Origin of the sequence: Luteolibacter yonseiensis (genome assembly GCF_016595465.1) — a bacterium.
In the GTDB taxonomy this organism is placed as follows: Bacteria; Verrucomicrobiota; Verrucomicrobiia; order Verrucomicrobiales; family Akkermansiaceae; genus Luteolibacter; species Luteolibacter yonseiensis.
Genome location: NZ_JAENIK010000004.1, coordinates 343,723 through 369,141, shown reverse-complemented (window position 1 = coordinate 369,141; position 25,419 = coordinate 343,723). Strand labels below are relative to the sequence as shown.

The following is a 25,419-nucleotide window of genomic DNA, read 5'->3' as shown; positions in this document are numbered from 1 at the left end:
GGATTTCGTGCCAAAGCCGGACGGGCTTCTTCGGAAACGGTCCGCGGCGAAGGTGGCTTGGCTCCCATTTGATCAATCCTGACGCTTCAACCCAAGGTCCACCCGCTCCATGAGCTGTCTTGCCAACCGGCGTCCGCATACCCGGCGTCTTTCAGCCATGGGGAACGCCGCACATGATCGCAGCGTCGAGCCCTGCCCGATCGGCTCCCGTCCGACCTGAGGACGTTGTATGACGCCGGCTACCCTCTGGTTGTCGGAATACCCGGGAACACGAGCGACCGACATGCGATTTTCACATCATGAGGATCAACTCCTTTTATGATCAATAGGCGACATGTTATTATTGGGATCATTCTGCCGGTGCTTTTCGCCTTGGTGTATGTTGCCAGCTCCCTCAATGAAAGGTCACCGGAGAAGCTGCTGAATTGGATCGATCAAAATGACGCAAATCTGATGGACTCTCGAGATCCGAGCTTGCCGTCAGCGGTCCCATGGGACCTGGACAGACAATATTATCGGATTGAAAAAGGACGTCTCCATGAGGCTCAAGTGAGGTTTCCCCAGATCGTCCAAATTTACGTCGGATTGAAAGAGGGGAAGGATTTCCAAATCGTGATTGTTACAAAAGGTCCTTGCTACGTGATGAAAAGATCAATGTTCCTTGAGAAATTCAAGGGGTTCAAAGAAATTCACAGTCTGAATGACTATGTTGCGCTGGACGGGGCTAGGGATTGACTGTCGTTGATCCTGGAGCGGTGGACCGAAATTCGAAGCGCGCGAGAAGTCTATGGACAACGCAATGGAACGATCGTCTTGCACCGATGGTGCGGACCTTTTCGAGGTTCGATAGATTCAGGCCCATGCCTGGCCTCTGCGTTGCGTTCATGGGGTTGCCATCATGCGGGTCAATCGGCGTTATGGCGGGATTGTTCTGTCGCGCGGAATGTCATTTCTCATGCCAACCGCATTTCGCGGGACAGCAGGCGGTCGGTCATGACGCGGGGGCGATGAGGAATCCGCTTTTCACGGAAAAGCGCCTCTCCCCAATCTTGAGCAGTGGATCCGTCGATTCTGAATTGAAAATCAACCCATTAAGAAAAATGGTCGGGCTGGCGGGATTCGAACCCACGACCCCTTGCCCCCCAGGCAAGTGCGCTACCAGACTGCGCTACAGCCCGTCACAAGAACGGACGGCGAAAGAATCAGGCCAAATGCGGATTGGCAAGCACGGAAAATCATGAGATTGCCTCCCGCATGAATCGCATCAAGACCGCCATCGTCGGAGCCAGTGGCTACACCGGCATGGAATTGCTCCGCCTGCTCCTCACCCACCCGGGGGTGGAACTCGTCGCCGTCACATCCCGCGCGGAAGCCGGGAAGTCGCTGGACGAGGTGTTTCCGCGTTTCACCAAGGCCCCGGGGGCGCGGCTTGAGTTCATCCTGCCGGATCCCGACGCCATCGCGGCGACGGGAGCGCAGGTCGCTTTCCTCGCGCTGCCCCACGGCGTCGCGGCGGACATCGCGCGGGCGTTGCTGGAGCGGGGGTTGAAGGTCATCGATCTCAGCGCGGACTTCCGGTTGAGGGATGCCGCGGTTTACGAGGAGTTCTACGGCCACGCGCATCCCGCGCCGGACCTCCTTGGCGAGGCGGTTTACGGTCTGCCGGAAGCCCGCACCCCGGAAATCCAGGCCGCCCGGCTGATCGCCGCGCCCGGTTGCTACCCGACGAGCATCCTAATGCCGCTGCTGCCCCTGCTCAGGGAAAATCTCATCGATCCCGCAACCATCGTCGCCAATTCGATGAGCGGCGTCAGCGGAGCCGGACGCAAGGCGGATCTCACGCTGCTCTATGTGGAATGCAATGAAAGCGCGCGGGCATACGGCGTGCCGAAGCACCGCCACCTGTCCGAGATCGAGCAGGAGCTCGGCTTCGCGGCGGGGGAAAATGTCACCATTTCCTTCATTCCACACCTCATCCCGGTGAACTCCGGCATCGTCACGACCACCACCGCGAAGCTGCGGGACGGTGTGCCGCCGGAGGCGATCGGCGCGGCTTTGGAAAAGGCCTACCAGGATGCGGATTTCGTCCGGTTGCTCGGTCGCGGCGGTTGTGCGGACACGAAAAACGTCACCCGCACCAACTTCATCGACATCGGGTGGCAGCATGATCCGCGCACCGGCCGGGTCATTCTCATGAGCGCCGAGGACAACCTCGGAAAAGGCGCGGGCGGGCAGGCGGTGCAGTGTTTCAACCTCATCTTCGGCCTCAGCCCGACTGATGGGTTGCAAAATTTTTAACAGGGACCCAGTCTCGCCCGCTGTTCCCCATCACCTCATGGATCATCCCTTCACCAAAATCAAAGGCGGCGTCGGCGCGCCCTTGGGTTTCCTCACCAGCGCGGTGAGCTGCGGCATCAAGAATCCGGACGCCACGCGGCTCGACCTCGCGCTGATCTACTCGGAAAAACCATGCAGTTCGGCGGGCACCTTCACCACGAACCGGGTGAAGGCCGCGCCCGTCCGTGTCTCCCAGACCCACCTGCGGAAGGGGAATCTCCGCGCCATCATCGCGAATTCCGGGAACGCGAACGCCTGCACCGGCGTGCAGGGCATCCGCGACGCGAACGCCATGTGCGATGCCGTGGCGAAACCGCTCAAGCTCAACCGCTCCGAAATCGGCGTCGCCTCCACCGGTGTGATCGGCCTGCCGCTGCCGATGATGCGGCTGGAGCCGAAATACGACGATCTCATCGAGCAGCTCGGCCCGAAAAACGGCTCGAACGTGGCCGCCGCCATCATCACCAGCGACACCCATGCGAAGGAGGTCGCCATTTCCTTCGACCTCGGCGAGCACCGTGTCCGTCTCGGCGGTTGTGTGAAGGGTGCCGGCATGATTTCTCCCAGCATGGCCACCATGCTGTGCTTCATCACCACCGATGCGAACATCCCTGCGGAAAACCTCCGCAAGACCGTGCTCGAGTGCGTGGAAGGCAGCTTCAACCGCATCACCATCGACGGTGACATGTCCACCAACGACACCGTCATCGTGCTTGCGAACGGAGCCTCGAAGATGCCCGCCATCCGCCGGAACAGCACGAACTGCAAGCTCTTCCGCCAGGCCCTCCAGTGGCTCATGCTCGAGCTCGCGAAAGCCGTCGTCCGTGATGGCGAGCGCGTCACCAAGTTCGTCACCGTGAAGGTGGAGGGCGCGAAGACCTACCTCGATGCGAAGAAAGTCGCCGAAGCGGTCTGCAAATCCGCGCTGGTGAAATCGTCCTGGAACGGCGGCGATCCGAACTGGGGCCGCATCATCCACGCCGTCGGCTATTCCCGCGCCCGTATCCGGGAGGAGCTCGTGGACATCCACATCGGTGGAAAAGCCGCCTGCATCGGTGGTCTCCAGGCGGACACGCCGATGGAGCTGCTCCGCGAGGCCGTCTCCCATCCGGAGTTTGAAATCGTCATCAACCTCAATCAAGGGACCGCCGATTACACGATGTATTCCAGCGACCTCTCGCCCGAATACATCGACTTCAACCGCTCCGAATACGCGTATTGGAAACAGGCGCGGAAGGACGGGCTGGTGTGAGCGGCGGGGGCCGCGTCGCGGAACATCAGCCGAGGGCGGACCGCACCTCGGCGACGAATTGATCCGCGAGTCCGCCGTCCATCCACCAGGCGATTTTCTCCACGGTGTCACCGGCGATGAGATCGACGCGTTTCATGACTTTCGCGTTTGAGGAACCGCTGACCGACGCGCGGATGCCGGTCACCGAAGCACGCGGGAAGGTGCGGTCCTTCACCACACGCCCGTGCCGGTAGCTGCGGAACGAGATTTCCAGCTCCGTGCCCTCCAGCCGCTTCTCGATGCCCCGGGACCGGAACTCGATGACGATCATGGCCAGGCCGATCAGGGAGAACACACCGCAGGCCAGGATCAAGGCGGTTTGGAAGCCACCTGTCGACAGGTTGAAAATCTGATCGAACCAATGCTCCGGGTTTCGTGGCACGGGGTGGAATCCATCTGAAAGGGCTCCCCATACGAACGCGAAAACCGGGCCCATCGAAAGCAGTGTGATGCCCATCGGAAGGAGCTGGCCACGCGAGCGCGGGAGCGGAATGGAAAAGTATGACTGCCTCCCCGCGCCGGCGTCCGTGGATTCCGCCGGCTTTGCCGGTTGCTTCAGCAGGACACGCCGCAAGTCGGCGGCCATCCAGGATTTTTCCGCATCCGTGAGGGCGGAGCCGAAGCGGAGCTTGCCCTTTTCCGCACGGATTTCGATGCCGAAGACCGGCTCGTAGTTTTGTTGGTAGAACTGCACCTGTTCGATGGACCGGATGGATTCCAATGGCAGGGATTTCTCGGAAGACCTGCCGAACAATTCACGGCGCAGGGTCAGCCGGCCATTTCCCGCGGTGATGCGGTGGCGGGCGTATTTGCTCCGGAACCCCGCGTAGAGCATGCCCAATCCCACCAGCCAGAAAACCGTGAAAAATGGAATGAGCCACCATTGGGGGATATCTCCTCCCTCGATCTTGTTTCCGCTCAGGATGGTGATCAGGAATCCTCCGCTCACCACCGCGGTGATGGCGGACCATGCGATGCCGAAGAACAGCAGCCCGCCCGAGCTTCCGGACGCGGGAATCTGCCAGGCAACCCCGCCGGAGGCGTCCGTGTCGCGGGCAATCTTCGACTCCGGAGGCGGAGTGGGGGATGCGGCGTACGCAGCCGCAGCAGCGTTCCGGCCCGTACTGGAAGTCCACTCCGCGATGGAGGCCGTGGTTCCGCAGGACCGGCAGCGGACCACCTGACCCGAGAGGTCGCCGGATGCCGCTCCACATTCCGGGCAGGCGGCGAGGCCTTTCGCCGACATTTTCCGGAATCCCGTGGATTCGAATTTTTCAAATGACCGCTTCCACATGACTTGTCCGATGGAAGCGAGATTCACCCGGGCGCGGGCCGGGCGTCGAGTGGGAACGTGCGGCTTGTTTGTACTGGCCACCCGGCCGTTTTCGAAAATTCATCCCCCGACCCGTGCCGAAGGAGCCCTCATTCGCAGTGCCTCCCATCCGGTCCACAAGCCGATCGCCAGGAAGGGCAGGGGAAACAAGGTGAAAAGCGCCACCCAGCCCGGCGATGTCAGCAACACCGCCCTCTCCGGCCGGGTCGGGTGGACATGACAATGGGTCCGCCGACCCACTGCAAACAACCGTAAGATCTCCGTAGCCGCCGACCGGCCGGACTCCGGCGTTTCTCCCGCGCGGACCCGGTTGTTGCGCCACGTCCTTCCCGCCGCCTCATACTCGTAGCAGACGTCCGCGCGATAGCTCGTGGATTTCGTGCCGTGCGTCACCCTCAGCTCGCTCCACACGATTTCCGCAGGCGTCTCATTCCAGCCCAGCACCGCGATGGATTCGATCCACACCGGCAGGGAGAGGTTCAGAAAAAGAAGCAACCCGGGAATGCCGAAAAGCAGGGCCACCGGAGGCAGCACCCGTTTCATCACCTCCTCTTCCGGCAGGTCCCTCGTCCGGTCTCCTTGGAAGAGGAGCCAGGCCATGCTGGCTCCGAATCCGATGATAAACAAACTTCCCCACTTGGGTGCCGGCCGGAGGAGCACCGCGCTTTCCGACGACCCATCCGGCAGATAGCAGACGGTTTTCGGGTTTTCGGAGAATTTCCTCGCCAGTTCGAGCGGCACACGCGCGTCCTTCCAGCCCCTGATGCCGACATGGCCGGATTCATGCGGCTTGCCATTCCAGTCGAAACGATAACGGGCTTCGGCGGAAAACGGCGGATCCTCGTCCGGGTTGTCATGGATTTCGAACTCCAGCACCTCACATGGGGTCGATTTCCAGAACCATGGCGCGATGGATGGGAGGAACCCGGACAATCCCGCTCCCGCGAAGATCAGGCAGAACAGAATGCCGGCGTAGACCGTCGGCTTGCCTGCCACACGCACGCCGCCGCGCTTGGGAATTTTCTTTCGGGAGGAAACGAACCTTCTCTCGCTCATCAGGATGATGGGAGTGATAGCGGCGGGGAGGGTTTGCAACAATCCGGCATTCTTAAAAATTTTGTCCGCCATCGGCTCCCGGTGGTGTCTTCTTCGTGATGATGACGCAAGACACGAAGGAACTCCTGCGGGACTACACGCGCAACCGGTCGGAAGATGCCTTCCGCGTGCTGGTCCGCGAGCACTCTCCCGTGGTCTATGGCACGGCCTTGCGCAAGCTCGGAGGGGATCGCGCCGCCGCGCAGGATGTGACACAGGAGGTGTTCACGCTGCTGGCCAGGAAGGCCCATCGGTTGGAATCCGTGGTTCTCGGCGGCTGGCTCTACCGGCAGGCGTGCCGCCGGGCGGCGAACCATGCCCGCTCCGAAGCCCGGCGGAAAAAACGTGAATCCATCGCCATGGAAAACCAGAACCATCCTTCTCCTGCCGACGGGTTTCTTGCCAAGGAACTCGACGACGCGCTGCTCGCCCTCCCTGAAAAAGACCGCGACGCGCTGATCCTGCGGTTTTTCGAGGACAAGGAATTCAAGGTTCTGGGAACCACCCTCGGCCTCAGCGAGGAAGCTGCGAGAAAACGGGTTACCCGCGCCCTCGAACGCCTGGCGGAAAATTTGAAACGCAGGGGCGTTCCGGTGGGAAGTGTTTCGCTTGGCACGGCCATGCAAGGCTTCGGAGCGACGCCGGTCCCGGCGGCGGTCATTTCACAGGTCTCCAGAACCGCATTCCAGGCGGGCGCGGGTGGTGGATGGACGGTTTGCATTTCCCTCCTGAAACCGATCGCCGCCGGAGTCGCGACGGTTTCCCTGGTGGCGGGCTCCACGCTTGCTTTCCGCTCCGGGAATGCGGACGAGGCATCCGCGGAAGCCGTCGCGCCCCAGGTGGCGGCGCGTGGTCCTCGCTCCTCGCGCTTCGCGGAAAAGCTGCCGGAGCATCTCACGCTGGAACAGATCATCGCCGAGATCCGCCGCATCCGGTCGGGACCCGGCACGGTGCTCACGGAGTTGCGGATGCAGGTGGTGCTCGGGAAAATACAGGTTTCACAGATCCCGGAGTTCGTCCTGTTGGGAAACCGGGAGCTCAACCAGGACGAGCGGGAGGAGATCTACCGGCCGTTGCTCACGCTCTGGTGGGATCGGGATCCGGAGACGGCGATGACATTCATCCTCAAGGAAAGGATCGACGCAAAGACGTCGGGACAAGACAGCCATTATCTCGTCGGAGAACTCTACCGCCGCTGGGCGGAGCGGGACCGGAAGGCGGCCGAGGCATGGCTGGCACGGAACTGGGAAGATGAGGTGCTGGCGAAAAAACACGGAAACGGGAAATTCAGGAACTTCCTCTCCATGTGGATCACGGGTGAGTTCTTCTCACACGGAGACATCGACGGACTGTTCGCATTCTCCAGACGGATGCCGACCATCGATGATCAGGCGGGCGCGCTTTTCAACATCGTCGGCATGGCGCCCATGCATTCCATGTTCAACTACTCCGGGAAAAACCAGGACCGGTGGCGGAGATTCCACCGCGGCCTCGAACAATTCCCGGACGACCGCTGGCGGAGCGAACTCGTCCGGCAATTTTGGAAAAACATCGGCGAACACCACGCCGACGACGTGCGGACGATCCAGGAGTCGTTCCAGCCCGCCGATCCGTTCGCGGCATCCCTGGGTCTGCTCAGCGTGAAGAAAAGGCTCGCACGAAGGACGGACTCTTCCGGCATGACCTCCTATGAATCCACTCCTGTCAGCGACCGTTCCGAACGGGAGGCGGATTCGATGGCGATCGGCCTGGCCCAGGGCCTCACCCGCGGGCAGGTCCTCACGGCCATGGGCAGGGCGTTGCCGGAGGGAATGAAAAAGGAGGACTATTTCGCATGGGTGGACTCCCATCGGGACGAGCTGGAGCTGGATGATTTTTTCCTCAGACAGGCGATGGAGAAGGGGATTGACGGACAGGTGAGGGGACGGCAGCCGGAAGCCATCGAATGGGCATCGAGAATCACGGACACGGAACTCAGGAGGAAGGCATGCCGCGCCATTTTCAGAAGATACAGGGCGGGAAACCCGGAATGGGCGGCCAAATATCTCGCGGAAGGGAAGATGCCCCAGGACCTCGCGGAGGAATTCCAACTCATCGCCAACTCCGCACCATGAAACCCTCCCGACGTGACCTTGCGGTTTTCGGCCTGACGTGCCTCGCCACCGCCGCGGCTTGGATTCATTTCCGACCGATCGAAGCTCCTGCTGCTCCGGCCCCTGCTCCGCCTGTCACCACGCCGACCGGCTGGAGCGGGGAGCGGCTGGACCAGGCACTCGCCGCGGTTGGAAAAGCAGGCTCCGCCGCAGCCAGGCTGGACGCTTGTAAGGATCTGCTCCAGATCCCCCCCACCGACATTCTTGCCACCCTTGAACAGCAGGTGGCGGAGAGTGACAGACAGCTCTCGCTCGTCGCGAAGACACTCTTGATCCGCTGGGCTGCTGAAGATGGTGAAGCGGCGGCCCGTTGGGCGTGGAACCGGCTCCGCTCGAAGGAAGCGTGGGAAGAGGCGTTCCGGCAGATCGGCCCGGCATGGGCCGCGCACAACCCCACGGGCTTGGGACGGTGGGCGATGACGATCGATGCAAAAGGAACGCCGCCTGATGATGCGCCGGAAGCCGGGACCATGGAAATGCGGGTCGCCTCAAGGGGATTGCACACCGATATCTCACGATGGCTGGTGACCGAAGATCCCCGGTTGGCTTATGAAATCCTGATCAAGCACGGACGCATGTCGTCCGAGGATCCGAAAATCGCGCTCGCCCTGTCGTCCGTGGAACGGGTGCGTGAGGCCGTTTCGGCATTCGGTGATTTCAAGATCGGCAACCCTGTCCGTCTCACCGGAAAAGAGATCCATTTGTATTATCTTTTCCTCCGGTGGTCCGAACTGGATCCGGACGATTTCAACCGGTCGAGACATGCGGGGACCATCGCAATCGGTGATACCGAGAAAGCCGCCGCCGCCCTCGAGCGCTTCAAGTCGCTCCCCGCCCGGGAGAAGCCTGATGCCGCGGAAAACCTGATGGCGGGCATCGTTCCAGCCGCGCGGTCCGGGCGGATGCGGTCCATCGCGCAAACATGGGCGGACACGGATCCGTCGGCGGCCATCCGTTGGCTCGACGCACGGCCTCCGGAAGATCGCCCGGCGGCGAACACCGCCAGAGCCTCCGCGATCGCTCCGCATGACCTCACCGTCACCTTGGACTGGATGGATGGCTTGCCGGAAGAGCAGCGGTTGTCGCTGGTACAAATTTTCGATTCATGGACAAAGGCCCATCCCGGACAGCGCGCGGACCGGTCCGGGTGGCCCGCCGGACGGGTGGAGGCGTGGGAGGATCTCGAGGCGTTGCAGGTGGAATGAAGGCAAATCGCCCGGCATTCCGGAAAGCCGCCGGGATATGCGGATCATTCCGGCCCTGCCGGAACCACCAGCGTCGGCACCAGAGCTTTCCGGACCATGCCCTCAGCCACGCTTCCGAGCAGGAACGACGCGATGACGCCGTGACCATGCGAACCGAGCACGACGAAATCCGCACCGCCCTGTTTCACATGATCGATCAGCGAATGCAGCGGACTGCCTTCGGTGAGATGGGACGTGGTGTCCGGGATCTCGAGGCGCACGCGGGAGAGAAGTTCCTCCAGCTTCGCGGTGGCCCGGCGTTTCGCTTCTTCCTGGAACGCGTTCATCGCTGGAAATTCGTCCGGTGTGAAGCCGTAGGCGGTGTAGCTGGGTTCCGGCTCGATGACGTGGAAAAGCTGCAATCCCGCTCCGAAGGACTTCGCGAGCCGGATGGCCATTTCAATCACGCCGGGCGTGGCGTTTGAAAAATCGACGGCGACTACGATGGTTTTCATGATCCTTAGCAGATAGTCCTGTTTTCCCCGGATTGCAAAGACTCATCAGCCGGTGCGCGGAAAATGAGGAAATATGCGCAATCCCGGTTTGGCAAACCCGCGGCCTTGCGCCAGAATCCGCGCGCCATGATCCGTTTCCTCCACACCCGCATCCGCGTCCGCAGCCTGGACGCGTCCATCGCCTTTTATCAGAAACTCGGCTACACGCTGGACAAGTTCAAGGACTCGCCGCAGGGCAACAGCCTCGCATTCCTCGCCCTGCCCGCAAACGAGGTCTTTCTCGAGCTCTGCCACTCGCCGGAATACACCGCCACCTGTCCGGAAGACCTGATGCACACCGCCCTCGGGGTGGATGACATCATCGAATACTGCGACGGCGTCGAGAAGGCGGGCATCGAGATCTGGCCATCCGGCTGGCGCGAGAAGTTCTCCTCGGGCGGCCAGAAGATGGCGTTCGTCACGGATCCGGACGGCTACGAGGTCGAAATCCTGGAACGCTGAGCGCGTTTTACCTGCCCGCCAGTCCCGCGGCCACCGCGAGGACCGCTTCATGAGTCGCGAACGCCCCTGCGGTGAGCGCGACTTTTTCATTTTTGAAATCCAAAGCGGCCAGGTCGTCCGCGGAGGTGACGAGGGTGGGGGCCTTTCCGCGGCGCAGCGTGGTTTCCACCAGCGCCTCACACGAGGCTTCTCCCGCTTCGCCGACGATGACCACCCTGTCACATGCTACCAGAAGGCGTTCGAGCGCCTCCTCTCGGGCGGCCATCGCCGGCGAAACCGTGTCCAGGAACGTCACCTGCGCATCTCTCCAACGCAGCCGGAGTTGCTGGACCAACCACGACACCCGGCGTGGTGAGAGAGTTGTCTGGCACACCACGCCGAAGGCCGGGGCGAACCTCAGCCGCGAGGTGTCCGTGGTATCCTGGAGGATGCTGCCGGAGCGTCCTCCGGAAATGGAGATGCTTTCCGGGTCGTCGTGACGGCCGATCACCAGCGGTTGCGATCCCTCCATCTTCAACAATCCCAGGGCCACCTGCGCCCTCCGGACGCGCGGCGAGGTCAGGTCTTCCAGCGGATGACCTTCTTCTTCCCATTCCCGCCTCTGTCTCGCCGTGGCACCACTGAAGGGGATGATGATGCGGTGGTATTTGAAAAAATCCGCTTCCTCCACGTTTTCCATGACACCGAGCGAGGCGAGCCGCGCGCTGACTCCCGCATCCGGCATGAACCGGCCCGCCACGGCGATCTTCCGTGACCTGGCCATGCCGCAGATTCTTTCCAGGGCCTCCCCGGCCTCGGCGTCCATCCCGAGCTCCGTGGCGATTTTCAAATCCACCCCCCCGCGTCTGCGCGGGTTTGGTGAATGATCCGTATCCGCTTTGTTCTGCAAAGTATTTTGGCGCGAGGGATTGATGAGGGATCGCATGGCGATTTGCTTTGTATCGCAAAGTAAGATCCGGGCAAGTCAATTATTTGCCCAGTCCCAAAATCTGTTCCAGCACACCGAGATACGCGACGAACGCAGCCCGCCCGGCTGTGGTCATCACGTACAACGTCTGGGGTCTACCATCTCCCGTGAGCTTTTCCCCGGAGATGAAGTCCACCTTTTCCAAGGTCCGCAGGTGGGTGATGAGATTGCCGTCGGACATGTCGAGCTGCGCCTTGAGATCCTGGAACGCCCACGGCTCGATCCGCGAGGCGAGCAGTGTCATGATCGACAGCCGCCCTTTCTCGTGAATCGTTTTGTCCAGTTGGGAAAAATCAATCATACCGGAATCTCATCTCGCCGCCCGGTGGTGACGATCAACCCTCCATAAATCAAGTGAAAGCCTCCGAAAGCGATGGCCATCAGGCGCGAGCTGTTGAGGTGCATCATCCAATGCTGTTCGAGATGAATGACATCCGCCACGAAGGCGAGACTGGCCACTCCGAAAACCACGAACGCCCAGCCGAGCCAAACCATTGACTTCGGTGCGAATTCCCGGATCGCCAGCAGAGCCAATCCGTAATGGATGACCCACATGCATGCGGCGACCACATCGTTTCCGCCGCGGACGAAAAGCAGACCGAGAAATCCTCCCGTGATCAGCGGAGGCAAGGCTCCCCGCAGTGCGAGACGGAGGCCGGAACCCCAGAAGGGACGGTTGTCCACCGCCTTCATCCGGTACGACTGGAACGCGTAGAAGCAAAGGACCACCAGCAGCCCGCCGATCCACCATGCCGACCACGGCCAGCCGTGGCGTTTTTCGGAAAACCACGCAACGGTCATCGAGATGGCTCCCCCAACCAACGCGGTTTCTCCGGACAAGGCGCGGAAAACCGTCGCCCGTTCCATCATCGAGCGGATCACCCGCAATTGTTCAGCCGCTTCTTCCTGCGTCGTCATGCCCTGCTTTGCCATACAAAGCCGTTGGAGCACAAGAGACAAACCATGAGAGCTTGAGAAATCGGGAACCTTCCCTCACTTCTCCACCAAAGCGATGATCTCCCGGTAAACCTCCACCTCGCTTGTCGGCACGCGTTTCAGTTCAGGGTCCTTGTCGAGATCGACGAAATAGAGGCCGAAGTCGGTGTTCGGGTCGAACGCGTGGCCCCACTCGCGGTTCGAGGTGATGGACCAGAAGTTGTAGCCCTTCACGGGCACGCCTTTGGCCATCGCCTTTTGCATTTCGGCGATGTGGGAGCGCAGATAGTCGGTGCGCGGCACCCCGTTCGCCACGGGAACGCTGCCGTTTTCCACGATGAACAGTTCCTGGTCCGGGAACCAGCGGTGGAATCTCCTCAGCGCGTGATACAGCCCGCGCGGCCAGACGGGGGCCTTGAGGAATTTCCCGCGCGCGGCATCTTCCAGCGAACGGAATTTCCCCAGTTTCCATGTAGGCAGGCCCCAGTAGTAATCCAGGCCCACGAAATCCTGCGCGCCTACCGCCTCATCCGGGCAGAGTTCCACGGGAAGCCTGCCGGAGGTGCCGAGGTACCACCAGTTCGCGTTCGCGATCATGGTGGTGGTGCCCCAGAACCGCCACGCCCAGTTCAGCCAGCCCGCTTTGGTCTCCAGCACCTTGAGCCGTTCGCTCGGTTCCAGAGGAACGATCTCCAACCGCTTCTCATCGTGGAAAATCTCGTAGGCGATCCGCCGCGCGAGCCGCATTTCCAGCCCCTCTTCCGAGCAGCCGTTCGTCATGTCCGGAGCGTCCGTGCGGATTCCGATGCGGATTTTCCCGCGCCGCCGCACGCGTCTCACGTCGTGGCTTTCCACCAGCCATTCCGGGCTGTCATCCTCGCCGGTCAGCACCTCGCGCAGCGAGACGGGACGCTGCGCCTCCTTCGCTTCGGAATCGGCGGCTGGAGATCCCGCCCGCTCCGCCTGGAATGCCGCCACCGCGCGGTTCACCCGCTCCAGCAACTGCTGGTGTCCGTGGGGCGCGACGACCACGTAGGCTTCGTCGCTCAGTCCCTTGACGAGGAATTTCAGGCGGTCCTTGGTTTCCTTGGATCTGAGGAAAAACGCGTCGCCATACACGGCGTCCAGCTTTCCTGACAACAATGCGCGGCGTGCCTCGTCGTAGTTCGGGAAAATCTTCTTCACGCAGTCCTGCGGCAGATCCCGCTGCCAGGACTCCGGTTGGTTCCCCACGCCGATCACTCCGACCTTCTTCCCCGAGAGTGACGCGATGGCTTCTCCCTGGTAGTCCGTGGAGACGATGACCGCCTTGCTGGTGCGCAGATACGGGTCGCTGATCTCATAGCGCGTCTGTTCGCCGATGGTCACGCCGCCGATCACGAGGTCCACGTCGCCGCGTTCGCTCACAAGGGCGCCTTTTTTGGTAAACTTGAAAAGCGCCTCGATCAACCCGCGGTGGCAGGCCCCGAAGTCCATCAGCATCTGCAACCACGTCGGGAAGCCCGTCACCAGGGGATTCACGCCGACCTGTGCGGACGGCTGTCGGGCCTTGATGGATGCCCGCGCCCGGCTGTGGGCGAGGAAAAGATTCGGAATCAGCTTGCCCACCGCTTCCGCCTCCACCTCGACATCCGTCCCGCGTGGCAGGCCGGGTGGCATGAAATAGCGGTTCTGCCACCAGGGCTTGATGTAGCCGAAGGTGAGCTGGCTCGGTTCGTTGAAGGTGATCCAGTAGTCCACCACGTCCCCCATTGCCTCCTCCACCCGCGCCGCGTAGCGGGCGAAGAATTCCGGGAACCTCTCGCCGATCATCCCGCCACGATCCCGCTCCAGCCATACCGGCCAGACGAAGTGGTGCAGCGTGAGCATCACCTTCATACCGTGGCTCCGGATGCACTCCGCCACTTTCCGGTAATGTGCCAAGGCTTCCTGGTCGAACTCCCCTTCCGCGGTTTCCACCCGCGCCCAGGCGGTGGAGAACCGGAACAGCCTGCAGCCGAGACCCGCGGCGGCGGCGATGTCCTCCTCGTAGCGGTTCGCGAAATCCGTCGCCCTGCCGCGTGGCGTGAGCCCCTGGCAGCGTTCCCAAACGTCCCACACGTCCTCCCGCGCGGGATCATGCGCCTCCACCTGGTGATCGGCGTTCGCGGTGCCGAAGAGGAATCCTTTTGGAAAAGCCATGGGCGCTCCCCTTTGCAACCGTTCCCATGGGCGTGGTCAAGGTTGTTCCGGTCAACTTTTTGTCAGATCATCGGAAATGACAACGTTGTGTCCCGTTCATACCACCCATTGATGAAAACCCATTTCCTCAAGCCTCTTCTCGTCATCGCCAGCTCCGGCGGGCTCGTCCTCGCACAGGAGCTGAAACCACCGGTGATCCGCGCACAGGCGGACGGTCTGCCTCCCAAGGAGGCGCTGGCGAATTTCACCACCTATGAGGGGTTCCACATCGTGCAATCCGCGGCCGAGCCGGAGGTGCGGCAGCCCGTGGCGATGACCATCGACGAACGCGGGCGCGTCTGGATCGCGGAGGCCTACGAGTATCCGTTGCGGGCGGAGGGGGACACGGGGAAGGACCGCATCCTGATCTTCGAGGACAAGGACGGTGATGGGGTTTTCGACAGCCGGAAGGTTTTCACCGAGGGGCTCAACCTCGTGTCCGGGCTGGAAGTGGGCTTCGGCGGGGTATGGGTCGGCGCGGCTCCCTATCTGATGTTCATCCCGGATGCGGATGGAGATGACAAGGCGGATGGCAAGCCGGAAGTCCTGCTGGATGGCTTCGGCTGGCACGACACGCACGAGACGTTGAACTCCTTCGCCTGGGGGCCGGACGGCTGGCTCTACGGCTGCCACGGGGTTTTCACCCACTCCCTGGTCGGCAAGCCGGGAACGGCGGAAAAAGACCGCCAGCCATTGAACGCGGGAATCTGGCGGTTTCATCCGACGAAGAAGGTTTTCGAAGTTTTCGCCCAAGGGACATCGAATCCATGGGGGATCGATTTCAACGACCACGGCCAGGCGTTCGTCACGGCGTGTGTGATCCCCCATCTGTTCCATGTGATCCAAGGGGCGCGTTACCAAAGGCAGGCGGGGCGGCACTTCGACCCGCACACGTATGACGACATCAAGACCTGCGCGGACCACCTCCATTATATCGGCGACCAGTGGGCGAATTCACGCGACGGTTCGTCCTCGGACTTCGGCGGTGGTCACGCGCATTGCGGGCTTTCGATCTATCTCGGCGACAATTTCCCGGATGAGTTCAGGGGAAAACTTTTCTTCAACAACCTCCACGGCCACCGGATGAATCAGGAAGTCCTGGAGCGGAAGGGGTCAGGCTTCGTCGGGAAACACGCGCCGGATTTCCTGTTCTCGAATGACAAGCAGCACATGGGCGTCTCCCTGCGCTACGGGCCGGACGGCGGGATGTTCCTCACCGACTGGTATGACAGCCAGACCTGCCATAATGTGAATGGGGAGATATGGAACCGCAGCAACGGGAGGATCTATAAAATCAGTTATGGCGAATCGAAGGCCGTGCAGGTCGACCTGAGGGAATGTCCTGACATGCAGCTGGCCAAGTATCAGCTGCACAAGAACGAATGGTTCGTGCGCAACTCGCGGAGACTGCTGCAGGAAAGGGCGGAGAAAGGAAAGCTGAAGGACACCAGTGTCGTTCCCTATCTTGAAGAAATAATGACGATCAACCCCGATCCGACACGCCGCCTGCGGGCCTTGTGGACTTTGCACGCCATCGGTGCCGATCGCCCCGTGAGGATGGCTTACTGGTTGCAGGATGAAAACGAATACGTCCGGGCATGGGCGGTCCAGTTCCTAACAGAATCAAAGACGGTGGATGCGGCGGCCGCCGGCGCGTTGCAAAAGCTGGAGGCGGGCGAAAAATCCCCGGTGGTGCGGCTGTATCTGGCGTCGGCATTGCAGCGGATGGAACCCGCCACCAGATGGGATCTGGCGGCGGCGCTTCTCTCCCATGGGGAGGATGCGGGGGATCAGAACCTGCCTTTGATGATCTGGTATGGTGTCAGTGATCTCGTGCCGCTGGACCAGGCACGTGCGCTGGATCTGGCCGTGGCGTCGGAGATTCCGCTGGTCCGCCGCTACATCCTCCGCCGGATTTCGGAATCACCGGAAGGGCGGGCGGCGGTGATGGAGAGGGTGACGAAAGAGTCCGGCGATTTTCCGGCCGATGCCTTGTCCGGCATCGCGATGGCGGTGGCGAACGAACAACAGCTGGACGCGCCTCCGTCCTGGATCGCCGCTTCCGGGCGGTTTGAAAAACTGGTGGGAGAGGGCAGCCGTCATGATTTCGAGTTGCTCGCCACCCTGTTCGGAGACCAGCGGATGGCGGATCGTTTTGAGAAAAGTCTGGCGGATGTCAGCGTCGCGAAAAAGACCCGCACCGCTGCGCTGGGGAATCTTCTGCGGATGAAAAACCCGAAGCTCCCGGACCTGTTGATGAAGCTGGCGCGCGACGACCGGGACGACCAGAGGCCGGAGATCATCCGCGCCCTCGGCATGGTGCCGGACGAGCGGACCGTGCCTTATCTGGTCGGGCTGTTTCCCGGACTGAAGCCCGCCGAGAAGGAGGCGGCGGTCCAGACACTGGCCGGCAGCCAGGCGGGAGCACGCGCCCTTGCAAGCGGACTGGCGGACGGATCGGTGAAACGGGGTGACATCAGCGCGTTCTCCGCCCGCCAGATGCGGAACTACAACCAGCCGGAAATCACCAGCGCGGTTGAGAAATATTGGGGAGCCATCTCCTCCGGCCAGGGAGGGGACAAGACGCCTGAGATCAACACGCTCGCGAAAGCGCTTCATCCGGACATCCTCGCCAAGGCCGACCTGGGGAAAGGCCGCGAGCTTTTCCAAGCCACCTGTTTCGCCTGCCACCAGTTGTTTGGCGAGGGCATGAAGATCGGACCGGATCTGACGGGATCGAACCGCAAGGATCTGAAATACCTGTTGGAAAACATCATCGATCCGAACGCGTTGGTCGGAGTGGATTACCAGCTCCAGATGATCACCAAGAAAGACGGCCAGATGGTCACCGGCCTGCTGCGGGAGAAAACCCCCACCGCCCTGACCATCGCGATGCTCGGTGGCGCGACCGTGCCGGTGTCCGTCGCCGAGATCGAGAAACAAGAGGTGTCCACCACCTCGATGATGCCGGAAGGGCTTCTCGCCAATCTGTCCCCCGAGCAAAGGCGCGATCTCATCGGCTACCTCCAGAGTCCGAAACAAGTGCCGCTGCCGGTCGAGGGAGAGATCGTCGTGGGGGATGACCGGATCAACGTGGCCGAGGTGAACCGTGGCAGCGTGCAACAACAGCCGATGCTTTCATTCAAGGCGGACACATGGTCCGGCAACTCGCAACTGTGGTGGAAAAACGGAGAGAAGGGGGATCGCCTGGTCCTGCGGTTCGAAAGTCCGTCCGCGGGAGTTTTCGACGTTCATGGTGTTTTCGGGATGGCCCCCGACTACGGGCGGTTCCGCATTCTCCTCAATGGAAAGATCGCGCTGGAGTCGATCGATTTATATAACAAGGACGTCGTCATCACCACAGGCGAGATCAACCTGGGAAAACATGAGATTAAAAAAGGCCTCAACCAGTTGATCCTGGAAATCCTTCCCGCGAACCCGGAAGCGACGCCCGGGAACATGGCGGGAATCGACCATCTGCGCTTGCTGCCGGTGAAATGAACCGGAACCGTGACGGGTGGTTTCAATCCTCCGTCTGGATCCCGACAATGAAGCCCTCGGCGCCGTTTTTCAGATTCGCGGCATTGGCTTCGTCGGTGTCGATGTGCATTGCGAGGGCGAAATGGGGATCCACCCGGATGCGCACGTCGCCGAAGAGCAGTTCCCTATCACCGGCCACGCGGACGCGCACCGTGGACTTGTCCTTGATTCCATAACGCAGCGCGTCGGCCGGAGTCATGTGGATGTGGCGCAGCGCACAGATCACGCCCCGGTCGATCGTCACGCTGCCGGACGGTCCTTCCAGCGTGCAGCCTGGCGAGCCGTCGATGTCGCCGGACTCGCGGATCGGAGGATGGATGCCGAGCTTGAACTGCTCGGTCATCGCGATCTCGACCTGGGTGGCTTTCCGCACGGGGCCGAGCACCCGCACCCGCTCGATGCGGCCTTTCGGGCCGACGATGGTCAGCTGCTCCTTGCAGGCGAACTGGCCGGGCTGCGAAAGATCGCTGTGGTGTGTGAGCTGGTGGCCGGCGCCGAACAGCGCTTCCACGTGCTGCTGGGTCAGATGGATGTGGTGTGCGGAGACCTCGATCGGGATCGGCTCCGTCCGGCACGCCTCGCTCGTGCGCACCAGGTAGTCGCGGCTGAGGGTGCGCAGGGTCTCACGCGCGATCATGCGCTCTTCATCGGTCGGCACCACGAGCACGGTGACAGGGGAGGTGTCGGAGGAGATCCGGGTGATCTCGGTGCCGCCGCTCGCGGCCCGGTTGCGCTCTTCATCAAGAAGGATTCCCATGCATCGCAGCCCTTGCAACGCCGTGGCGCGCACCCCGGCGCTGCCTTGGCCGATGCCTGCCGTGAAGATGAGCACGTCCAGCCCGCCCATGGCGGCGATGTAGGCGCCGATGTATTTCCGCACGCGGTAGCAGAACGTCTTGAGAGCCGCGAGCGCCTCCGCATCCCCGGCATCGGCCTCCTGTTCCACCTCCCGCATGTCGCTCGAAATGCCGGACAGCCCGAACAGGCCGCTTTGCTTGTTGAGGAGATCGTCGATCTGCGCCGCGCTGAGGCCCTCGGTGCGTGCGAGGAACGCCAGCACTCCGGAATCGATGTCGCCGCACCGTGTCCCCATGATCAACCCTTCGCCGGGGGTGAAACCCATCGATGTGTCCACCGAGCGTCCGTGATCGATCGCGCAGACAGAAGCTCCGCTGCCGAGATGGCAGCTCACGATCTTGAACTCACGCGGACGGCGCTTCAAGAAGCGTGCCGCCGCGAGCGAGACGTAGTTGTGCGACAGGCCGTGGAAGCCGTAGCGGCGTATTCCCTTATCTTCGTAATATTCGTTCGGCAGGCCGTAGAGATACGCGTGGCTGGGCAGAGTGGCGTGGAATGCCGTGTCGAACACCGCGACATGAGGCACCGCCGGGAAAACCCGCCGTGCCTCGCGGATGCCGGCCGCGTTCAACGGATTGTGCAGCGGTGCGAGGGGGCTCAGCAATTCGATCCCGGCGAGCACCACGTCGTCGATGAGCACCGCTCCGGTGAATTTCCTGCCTCCATGGACCACCCGGTGGCCGACCGCGCTGATCGCCGAAGCCTCGCGGATCACCTGGGCGTGGGGGTCCATGAGTGCGGAGAGCATCGCTCCGAAGGCTTCCGCGTAGCCGCCCTGCGGGAGCTCGTGCGCGAGCACCCCCTTCGGTCCGCGCTGGACCAGCCGGGTTCCGTAGGTGCCGATGCTTTCGATGTGACCGTGAACCGTGTCGTCCGGATTCCTTGTGTCGAAGATGCTGTATTTGAGGGATGACGAACCACAGTTCAGCACCAGGACGCACTCGGGGCGTTCGCCCTTGAGCTCCAGCAGGCCGCTCACGTCCTCCTTGTTGGTCAGCGCCGCGGCCGTGGCCGGGTCCCCCATCGCCCGTTGGAACCGCTGTCCGATGGTGCGGGAGATATGGCGCACGGCGCGCGGCTCCGCCATGATGTGGGACTGGAAAAGCGTGAGCGGCACGAGCAGCACGCGGCAGGCGGACTCCGCCGTCAGATCCGCCAGCATCGGATCGCCGCTCAGCAGCGCCATCTCTCCGAACGTATCGCCGGGGCCCAGTCGCCCGAGATCCTGCCGTCCTCCATCCGCCGCCTGCACGGAGGCGGTGATGGTTCCATCCATGACCACGCCGAGGAAATGGAATTCATCACCGGCGTCCGCGATCAGGGTGCCCTGCCCGAAGAACTCGATACGGGAACCCTTGGCGATTTCCTCCCGGCGCGCGTCCGAAAAATTCGCGAACAGTGTGACTCTGGATTTGAGAAATTCGAGATCGGTCGCGTTCATTCGGTGGCAACCCAGGCCGGGGCGGATTCGTGTTCGGGCGCGCGGATCACGCCGGTGGGGGTTTGGGGGAACCGGCGGGTCCGGAATCCGGATTCATCCCGCCGGGTGTCCGGGCCGGTGTTTCGCATCCACATCGGAAGCGGAACACGCGTCACGAACGGGCCGGAGGGTGCCGGAATCCGGAAAGCCTGCGGTGTCAGGTTCATCAGACTTGTCTTGGATGGGTCATGTTTTCGGGTTTGAGCAGGTCATCCAGGCGCTCTTTCGTCAGCCAGCCCTTTTCGAGCACCAGGTCATAGACGCTGCCGCCGGTCTTGAGCGCTTCCTTGGCGATGGAGGCGCTGCGCTCGTAGCCGAGGACGGGGTTGAGCGCCGTCACGAGGCCGATGGAATTGCGCACGTAGTCCATGCAGCGTTCGCGGTTCGCCTCGATGCCGACGATGCACCGGCTGTGCAGCATGATCGCGGCGTTGCGCAGCAGCGTGAGGCCGAAGAGCAGGTTGTAGGCGATGACCGGCTCGGCCATGTTGAGTTCCAGCTCGCTGGCCTCGGATGCCATCGCGACGGTGACATCGGCGCCGATGATCTGGTAGCAGATCTGGCTGACGGCTTCGGGAATGACCGGGTTCACCTTGCCGGGCATGATCGAAGATCCCGGCTGCATCGAGGGCAGACGGATCTCATAGAGGCCGCAGCGCGGACCGGATGACATCCAGCGCAGGTCGTTGCAGATCTTGGAAAGCTGGACGGCGGCGGATCTCATGGTGCCGCTCATCAGCGCGAAGTCGCCGGAGTCCTGCGTCGCCTCGACAAGGTCCTCGGCGAGGGTCACGGGGACCCCGCTGACCTCGGCGAGCCGCTTCGTACAGAGCGAGGCATAGCCGGGAGGACTGTTGATGCCGGTGCCGATGGCGGTCGCACCCATGTTGACGGAGTGGAATTCCTCGCCCACCCGCGTCAGGTGGCGGATGCCGTCGCCGATCATCACGGCATACGCGCCGAATTCCTGGCCCAGCGTCATCGGCACGGCGTCCTGGTTTTCGGTGCGGCCCATTTTCAGCACGTCGGAGAATTCCAGGGCTTTCGCGCGGAGGGCCTCGCGGAGTTCCCGCAGTGCGGAAAGCGTGTCACGCAGCGTGAGCACCACGCCCACCTTGATCGCGGTGGGGTAGGCGTCGTTGGTGGACTGCGAGCAGTTGACGTGGTCGTTCGGATGCAGGTGTTCGTACTGGCCTTTTTTATGGCCGAGGATTTCAAGCGCGCGATTCGCGATCACCTCGTTCGCGTTCATGTTCGTCGAGGTGCCGGCACCGCCCTGGAACATGTCGATGACGAACTGGTCGTGCAACTTCCCGGCGGCGATCTCGTCGCACGCCTTCACGATGGCGTCCGCTTTCACCGCGTCGAGCACGCCGAGCTCCTTGTTCGCGAGCGCGGCGGCCTTTTTCACAAAGGCGAACGCGCGGATGAAATGCTCGAAGTGGAACATCCGGATGCCGGACGTGCGGAAATTCTCCACACCGCGCAGGGTTTGCACGCCATAGTAGGCATGGTCCGGAACCTCGCGGTCGCCCAGCGAGTCGTGTTCGTTCCGCACCGCCGAAACGATGGCCGAGATTTTCTCGCCCGCGATCCGCTCGTTGGCCATGTGCAGCCGCTCGTTGAGCCTTGCGGCGATGCGGCCGACGATGCGGTAGAAGATCTCCGGTTTTTCCTCCCGCGCCTTCTCCAGCTCCGCGCGGCTGATTTTCCAAACCTTGGCACCCAGACGGGTCACCGCGCTGGAAGCATGGGGCGAGTCGTCGAGCATCACGCCTTCGCTGAAAACCGCTCCCGGCACCAGGGTGGCGAGCGTGATGGTCCGGGCCTGCGCCCCCCGGAGGATTTCCACCTCGCCCTCGAGGACGATGCCGAGCCATTCGCGCGGCGTGCTTTCGTGGAAAAGGTAATCACCCGCCTGGTAGGAGGCGTCGGCACCGGACTGGACGATGGCGGCCAGGTCTTCGGTCGGGATGCCGATGCGTTTCGCAGTGGCGGCGATGGTTTCGAGTGGGAGTGGCATGGTGCGTGGATTTACTTGAAGAACGAGCCGATGATCAGGCCGATGGTGACGGATCCGATGGTGCAGATCATGCCCGGCAGCATGAACGAATGGTTCAGCAGGTACTTGCCGATGCGCGTCGTGCGCGAACGGTCGAACTGCATGGCGGCGATCAGCGTTCCATAATTGGGAATGAAGAAGTAGCCGTTCACCGCCGGGAACATGGCGATGAGAAAAGGCGCGGGAATGCCGAGCGACAGGCCCAGCGGCATCAGCGCGCGCGCCGTGGCCGCCTGGCTGTACAGCAGCATCGAGGCGAGGAAGAGTCCGATGGCGAAGGTCCACGGCGCGGCGGTGGCCATGTTGGTGAGGCCGCCGATGATGACTTCGCGGTTCGCGTTGATGAAGGTGTCACCCAGCCACGCCAGGCCGAGGATGCCGATGATCGCGGTGACACCCGACTGGCAGGTCTTGCTCTTCGGCACGTCGTTCACCGGGGCCTTCGACACCGCCAGGATCACGGCGGCGACGGCGAGCATCACGATCGCGATGGAGATCGGCATCGTCAGCGGCTTGTCCGGCAGGCTCGGGACGGTGCGGAGGGCTGGGAAAATGCCGGCGAGCACGACCAGCGCGACGCCGGTGAGGAAGATGAAGGCGCTCGCCTTCGCGCCGGATTTCAACGGTGGAGGTGTCCCGCCTTCCGCCCTGCCGGGTGGTTCGATTTCACCGGAGGCGAGCAGGCGTTGGTATTCCGGATCATCCTTCAGTTCCTTGCCCACCCGAAGCTGGACGAACGCCGCGATCAGGACCGCGAGCAGCGTGGAAGGCACGCAGATGAGCAGGATCTGGACAAGTCCGAAACCATGGGTGGAAAGCAGACCGATCATCGCCGCCGTCGCCGCGGACACCGGGCTCGCGGTGATGGCCTGCTGGGAGGCGATCGTCGCCACCGCCATCGGACGTTCGGGACGGATCCCGTTCTCATGCGCCACTTCGTAGATCACCGGCAGTAGGGGATAGACGATGTGTCCGGTGCCGGCGGCGAAGGTGAACGCATAGGTCACCAGCGGAGCGACGACGGTGACCTGCTTGGGATTCTTGCGGATGATCTTCTCCGCGACGCGCACGAGGAAATCGATCCCGCCCGCCACCTCCATCGCGGACGCCGCCATGATCACCGTCAGCACGATGAGCAGCACCTCGCCCGGAATCGCCGAGGGGGCGATGCCGAAGCCGAGGACGAGGATGAGCAGGCCGACCGCCCCCCACAGGCCGAGGCCGACGCCGCCCATGCGGGCTCCCATCGCGAGGGCGCCGAGAATGACCAGGAATTCGAGAATGAGTTTGATGTCCATGATGGATGCCGGTTAGCGGACGAGATCGTAGCGGACGACGAAGTTCAGGCGGTTCGCATCGCCTTCGGAACCGTCGAGCGTTTCCTTGTGACCGTAGAGATATTCGAGACCCATCCGGAAAGACGCGGTCGGATGCCACATCAGGTTCACGCTGCTGTAGAGCGTGTCCTGGATGGCGAAGGGGCCGAGCGAGTCGGGCGCGTCCGTATGCACGTAGCCGCCGGAAATCGTCGAGCGCCACCGGCCGTTCCAATGGTGGGTGTATCCGGCCATCGCCGCGAAGACGGGAATGGCTTCGAAATCACCGCCGTCGAAGGCGGCATCCAGATTCTCACCGCTGAGGTCGTTGATGTAGCGCGAGATGCCCTCGCCATAAGTCGCCTGGGCGGAAAGCTTGTCCTTTTCCCCGATGTTCAGCGAGCCCGAGAAATTCACCCCCCAGCCCAGCACGTCGTCATCCGGGCCGTGGTCGCTTTCATAAGACAGCTCGCGGAAAATCGCCGCACTTTGGATGTGGCCGGTGTCTCCCTCCCAGCGCGCTCCCACCACGCTGTCGGGGAGGCGGCTGACGGTGGAGGAGCCAGGGGCGAAGTCGGGAAGCACCGTATCGATCTTTGATTCGGGTTGCTCCACGCTGGCGAAGAGCTGGACCTCGCCCACGTCGTCATAGACCGGCAGCGTGTAGCGGATTTGCGGCTGGCGGCGGTTGACGATGCCGTTGGGTCCCTGGTAGTCGACCACGTCCGGGAAGGCGTCGATGTCCATGAACGCGGAGAACGTCTGGCCGATGAGGAAGTTCCACGCCTGTCCGTAGAAGTGGCGCGTGCGGAACTTCATCGCGCTCGAAGCCGAGTCATCGAAGAAATCATACTCACTGTAGATGCGCAGCGTGTCGTCGTTCGCGACGGGGCGGCGGAGCTCGAGGCTGAGGCGCGTGCCCTTCGCCTGGAACGCGGTGCGCTCGCCGCCGTCCCATCCGGACTGGCCTGGCACCGGGATGCTCGAAGGCACGAACTGGTTGGGATTGCCATTGTCCTCGAAGTCCAGGATGGAGTCGATGCGGGCGGAGCCGCCGATCTTGAACAGGGTGTCCGTGCCGGGAATAGGGATGAACCCCTTCAGCTTGGGATCCAGCGGGGCATTGTTCACACGTGGCGCGGCTTGCTGCAGGTCGGCAAAGGTATCCGCGTCACGGATGGCGGAAATTTCCTTCGGCTCGGCGACGACCGGGGGGGCTCCAACCGGCACGTCGATTCCGGCGGCCGCCATATCGGGTTCCTTTTCGGCGGGTTTCGGGGATTTCCGGGCGGTGGTTTTTTTTGAAGGGGCCGCCTTCTGGTTTTCGAGCGTGGCGATGCGCGCGTTCTGCTCGGCGATGGTTTTCTGCATCTCCCTCACCATGGCCTTGAGCTCCTCCACATCACCGTTTTCCGCGGATGCGCAAGGTGCCTGCGCGAACAAGGCGAGCGCGGCGAGCGATGACGGCAGACGGGTTTTCATTTGCGTTGGGAACGGCGGGATTGAAAGTGCCTCATTCCTCACCGCGCCTGAGCTTTACCAGCGCGGGATACGAAAAGATGGGAAAGAGACCGGTTATCGAATCGTTCGGGAGAATGCACGTCGTGCAAAACCGGGTCAATCGGACCATG

18 protein-coding genes and 1 tRNA gene are annotated in these 25,419 nt (G+C 62.3%); 7 read left to right on the top strand and 12 right to left on the bottom strand.

Going from position 1 to position 25,419, the window contains the following annotated elements; translation table 11 throughout:
• The first annotated feature begins 318 nt into the window (after positions 1–318).
• Positions 319–735, top strand: a complete 417-nt coding sequence (locus JIN84_RS03165) for a hypothetical protein (protein ID WP_200349555.1) — start codon at positions 319–321, stop codon at positions 733–735.
• A gap of 366 nt (positions 736–1,101) precedes the next feature.
• Here the strand turns inward: JIN84_RS03165 and JIN84_RS03160 are convergent.
• Positions 1,102–1,178 (bottom strand) — tRNA-Pro (locus tag JIN84_RS03160).
• Between the two features lie 76 nt (positions 1,179–1,254).
• Here JIN84_RS03160 and argC point away from each other — a divergent pair.
• Positions 1,255–2,298 (top strand): N-acetyl-gamma-glutamyl-phosphate reductase, encoded by a 1,044-nt coding sequence (argC, locus tag JIN84_RS03155; protein WP_200349554.1) that lies wholly within the window; start codon positions 1,255–1,257, stop codon positions 2,296–2,298.
• Positions 2,299–2,335: 37 nt separating this feature from the next.
• Positions 2,336–3,589 (top strand): bifunctional glutamate N-acetyltransferase/amino-acid acetyltransferase ArgJ, encoded by a 1,254-nt coding sequence (gene argJ, locus JIN84_RS03150; protein ID WP_200349553.1) that lies wholly within the window; start codon positions 2,336–2,338, stop codon positions 3,587–3,589.
• Between the two features lie 25 nt (positions 3,590–3,614).
• Here argJ and JIN84_RS03145 read toward each other — a convergent pair whose 3' ends face one another.
• Together JIN84_RS03145 and JIN84_RS03140 are read right to left on the bottom strand one after the other, a co-directional pair.
• Positions 3,615–4,874 carry a DUF2244 domain-containing protein gene (locus tag JIN84_RS03145; protein WP_200349552.1) on the bottom strand — a complete coding sequence of 420 codons (1,260 nt, stop codon included), beginning with the start codon at positions 4,872–4,874 and terminating at the stop codon, positions 3,615–3,617.
• 147 nt (positions 4,875–5,021) lie between these two features.
• Positions 5,022–6,089 (bottom strand): DUF3592 domain-containing protein, encoded by a 1,068-nt coding sequence (locus JIN84_RS03140; RefSeq protein ID WP_200349551.1) that lies wholly within the window; start codon positions 6,087–6,089, stop codon positions 5,022–5,024.
• A 26-nt stretch (positions 6,090–6,115) separates the two neighbouring features.
• Here JIN84_RS03140 and JIN84_RS03135 point away from each other — a divergent pair, with 26 nt between their 5' ends.
• Entirely contained in the window at positions 6,116–8,170 is a 2,055-nt protein-coding gene (locus JIN84_RS03135; RefSeq protein WP_200349550.1) for an RNA polymerase sigma factor, read from the top strand.
• On the top strand, positions 8,167–9,414 hold the full coding sequence (locus tag JIN84_RS03130) for a hypothetical protein (RefSeq protein WP_200349549.1): 1,248 nt from the start codon (positions 8,167–8,169) through the stop codon (positions 9,412–9,414). Before JIN84_RS03135 ends, JIN84_RS03130 begins: the two co-directional genes overlap by 4 nt.
• 44 nt (positions 9,415–9,458) lie before the next feature.
• On the opposite strand, the gene JIN84_RS03125 is transcribed toward JIN84_RS03130, so the two are convergent.
• Complete coding sequence (locus JIN84_RS03125; protein WP_200349548.1) at positions 9,459–9,908, bottom strand: universal stress protein; 450 nt, start codon at positions 9,906–9,908, stop codon at positions 9,459–9,461.
• A gap of 126 nt (positions 9,909–10,034) precedes the next feature.
• Here JIN84_RS03125 and JIN84_RS03120 point away from each other — a divergent pair, with 126 nt between their 5' ends.
• Positions 10,035–10,409 carry a VOC family protein gene (locus JIN84_RS03120; protein WP_200349547.1) on the top strand — a complete coding sequence of 125 codons (375 nt, stop codon included), beginning with the start codon at positions 10,035–10,037 and terminating at the stop codon, positions 10,407–10,409.
• A 7-nt stretch (positions 10,410–10,416) separates the two neighbouring features.
• On the opposite strand, the gene JIN84_RS03115 is transcribed toward JIN84_RS03120, so the two are convergent.
• From JIN84_RS03115 to JIN84_RS03100, 4 genes are all read right to left on the bottom strand, one after another.
• The gene (locus JIN84_RS03115; protein ID WP_200349546.1) at positions 10,417–11,334 is read right to left on the bottom strand and encodes a hypothetical protein; all 918 of its coding nucleotides are present in this window, start codon (positions 11,332–11,334) and stop codon (positions 10,417–10,419) included.
• Positions 11,335–11,377: 43 nt separating this feature from the next.
• Complete coding sequence (locus tag JIN84_RS03110) at positions 11,378–11,677, bottom strand: transcriptional regulator (protein ID WP_200349545.1); 300 nt, start codon at positions 11,675–11,677, stop codon at positions 11,378–11,380.
• Positions 11,674–12,294 (bottom strand): hypothetical protein, encoded by a 621-nt coding sequence (locus tag JIN84_RS03105; protein WP_200349544.1) that lies wholly within the window; start codon positions 12,292–12,294, stop codon positions 11,674–11,676. Before JIN84_RS03105 ends, JIN84_RS03110 begins: the two co-directional genes overlap by 4 nt.
• A 75-nt stretch (positions 12,295–12,369) precedes the next feature.
• Positions 12,370–14,493 carry a family 1 glycosylhydrolase gene (locus JIN84_RS03100; protein ID WP_200349543.1) on the bottom strand — a complete coding sequence of 708 codons (2,124 nt, stop codon included), beginning with the start codon at positions 14,491–14,493 and terminating at the stop codon, positions 12,370–12,372.
• A gap of 111 nt (positions 14,494–14,604) precedes the next feature.
• Between JIN84_RS03100 and JIN84_RS03095 the strand changes: the two genes are divergently transcribed.
• Positions 14,605–18,033, top strand: a complete 3,429-nt coding sequence (locus JIN84_RS03095) for a PVC-type heme-binding CxxCH protein (protein WP_200349542.1) — start codon at positions 14,605–14,607, stop codon at positions 18,031–18,033.
• 22 nt (positions 18,034–18,055) lie between these two features.
• Here the strand turns inward: JIN84_RS03095 and JIN84_RS03090 are convergent, their stop codons facing one another.
• From JIN84_RS03090 to JIN84_RS03075, 4 genes are all read right to left on the bottom strand, one after another.
• Complete coding sequence (locus JIN84_RS03090; protein WP_200349541.1) at positions 18,056–20,371, bottom strand: acetate/propionate family kinase; 2,316 nt, start codon at positions 20,369–20,371, stop codon at positions 18,056–18,058.
• Positions 20,372–20,576: 205 nt separating this feature from the next.
• Positions 20,577–22,433, bottom strand: coding sequence for an aspartate ammonia-lyase (locus JIN84_RS03085; RefSeq protein ID WP_200349540.1), 1,857 nt, complete (start codon positions 22,431–22,433; stop codon positions 20,577–20,579).
• Between the two features lie 11 nt (positions 22,434–22,444).
• Positions 22,445–23,770 carry an anaerobic C4-dicarboxylate transporter family protein gene (locus JIN84_RS03080; RefSeq protein WP_200349539.1) on the bottom strand — a complete coding sequence of 442 codons (1,326 nt, stop codon included), beginning with the start codon at positions 23,768–23,770 and terminating at the stop codon, positions 22,445–22,447.
• 12 nt (positions 23,771–23,782) lie between these two features.
• Positions 23,783–25,270, bottom strand: a complete 1,488-nt coding sequence (locus JIN84_RS03075; protein ID WP_200349538.1) for a DcaP family trimeric outer membrane transporter — start codon at positions 25,268–25,270, stop codon at positions 23,783–23,785.
• Between the last annotated feature and the right edge of the window lie 149 nt (positions 25,271–25,419).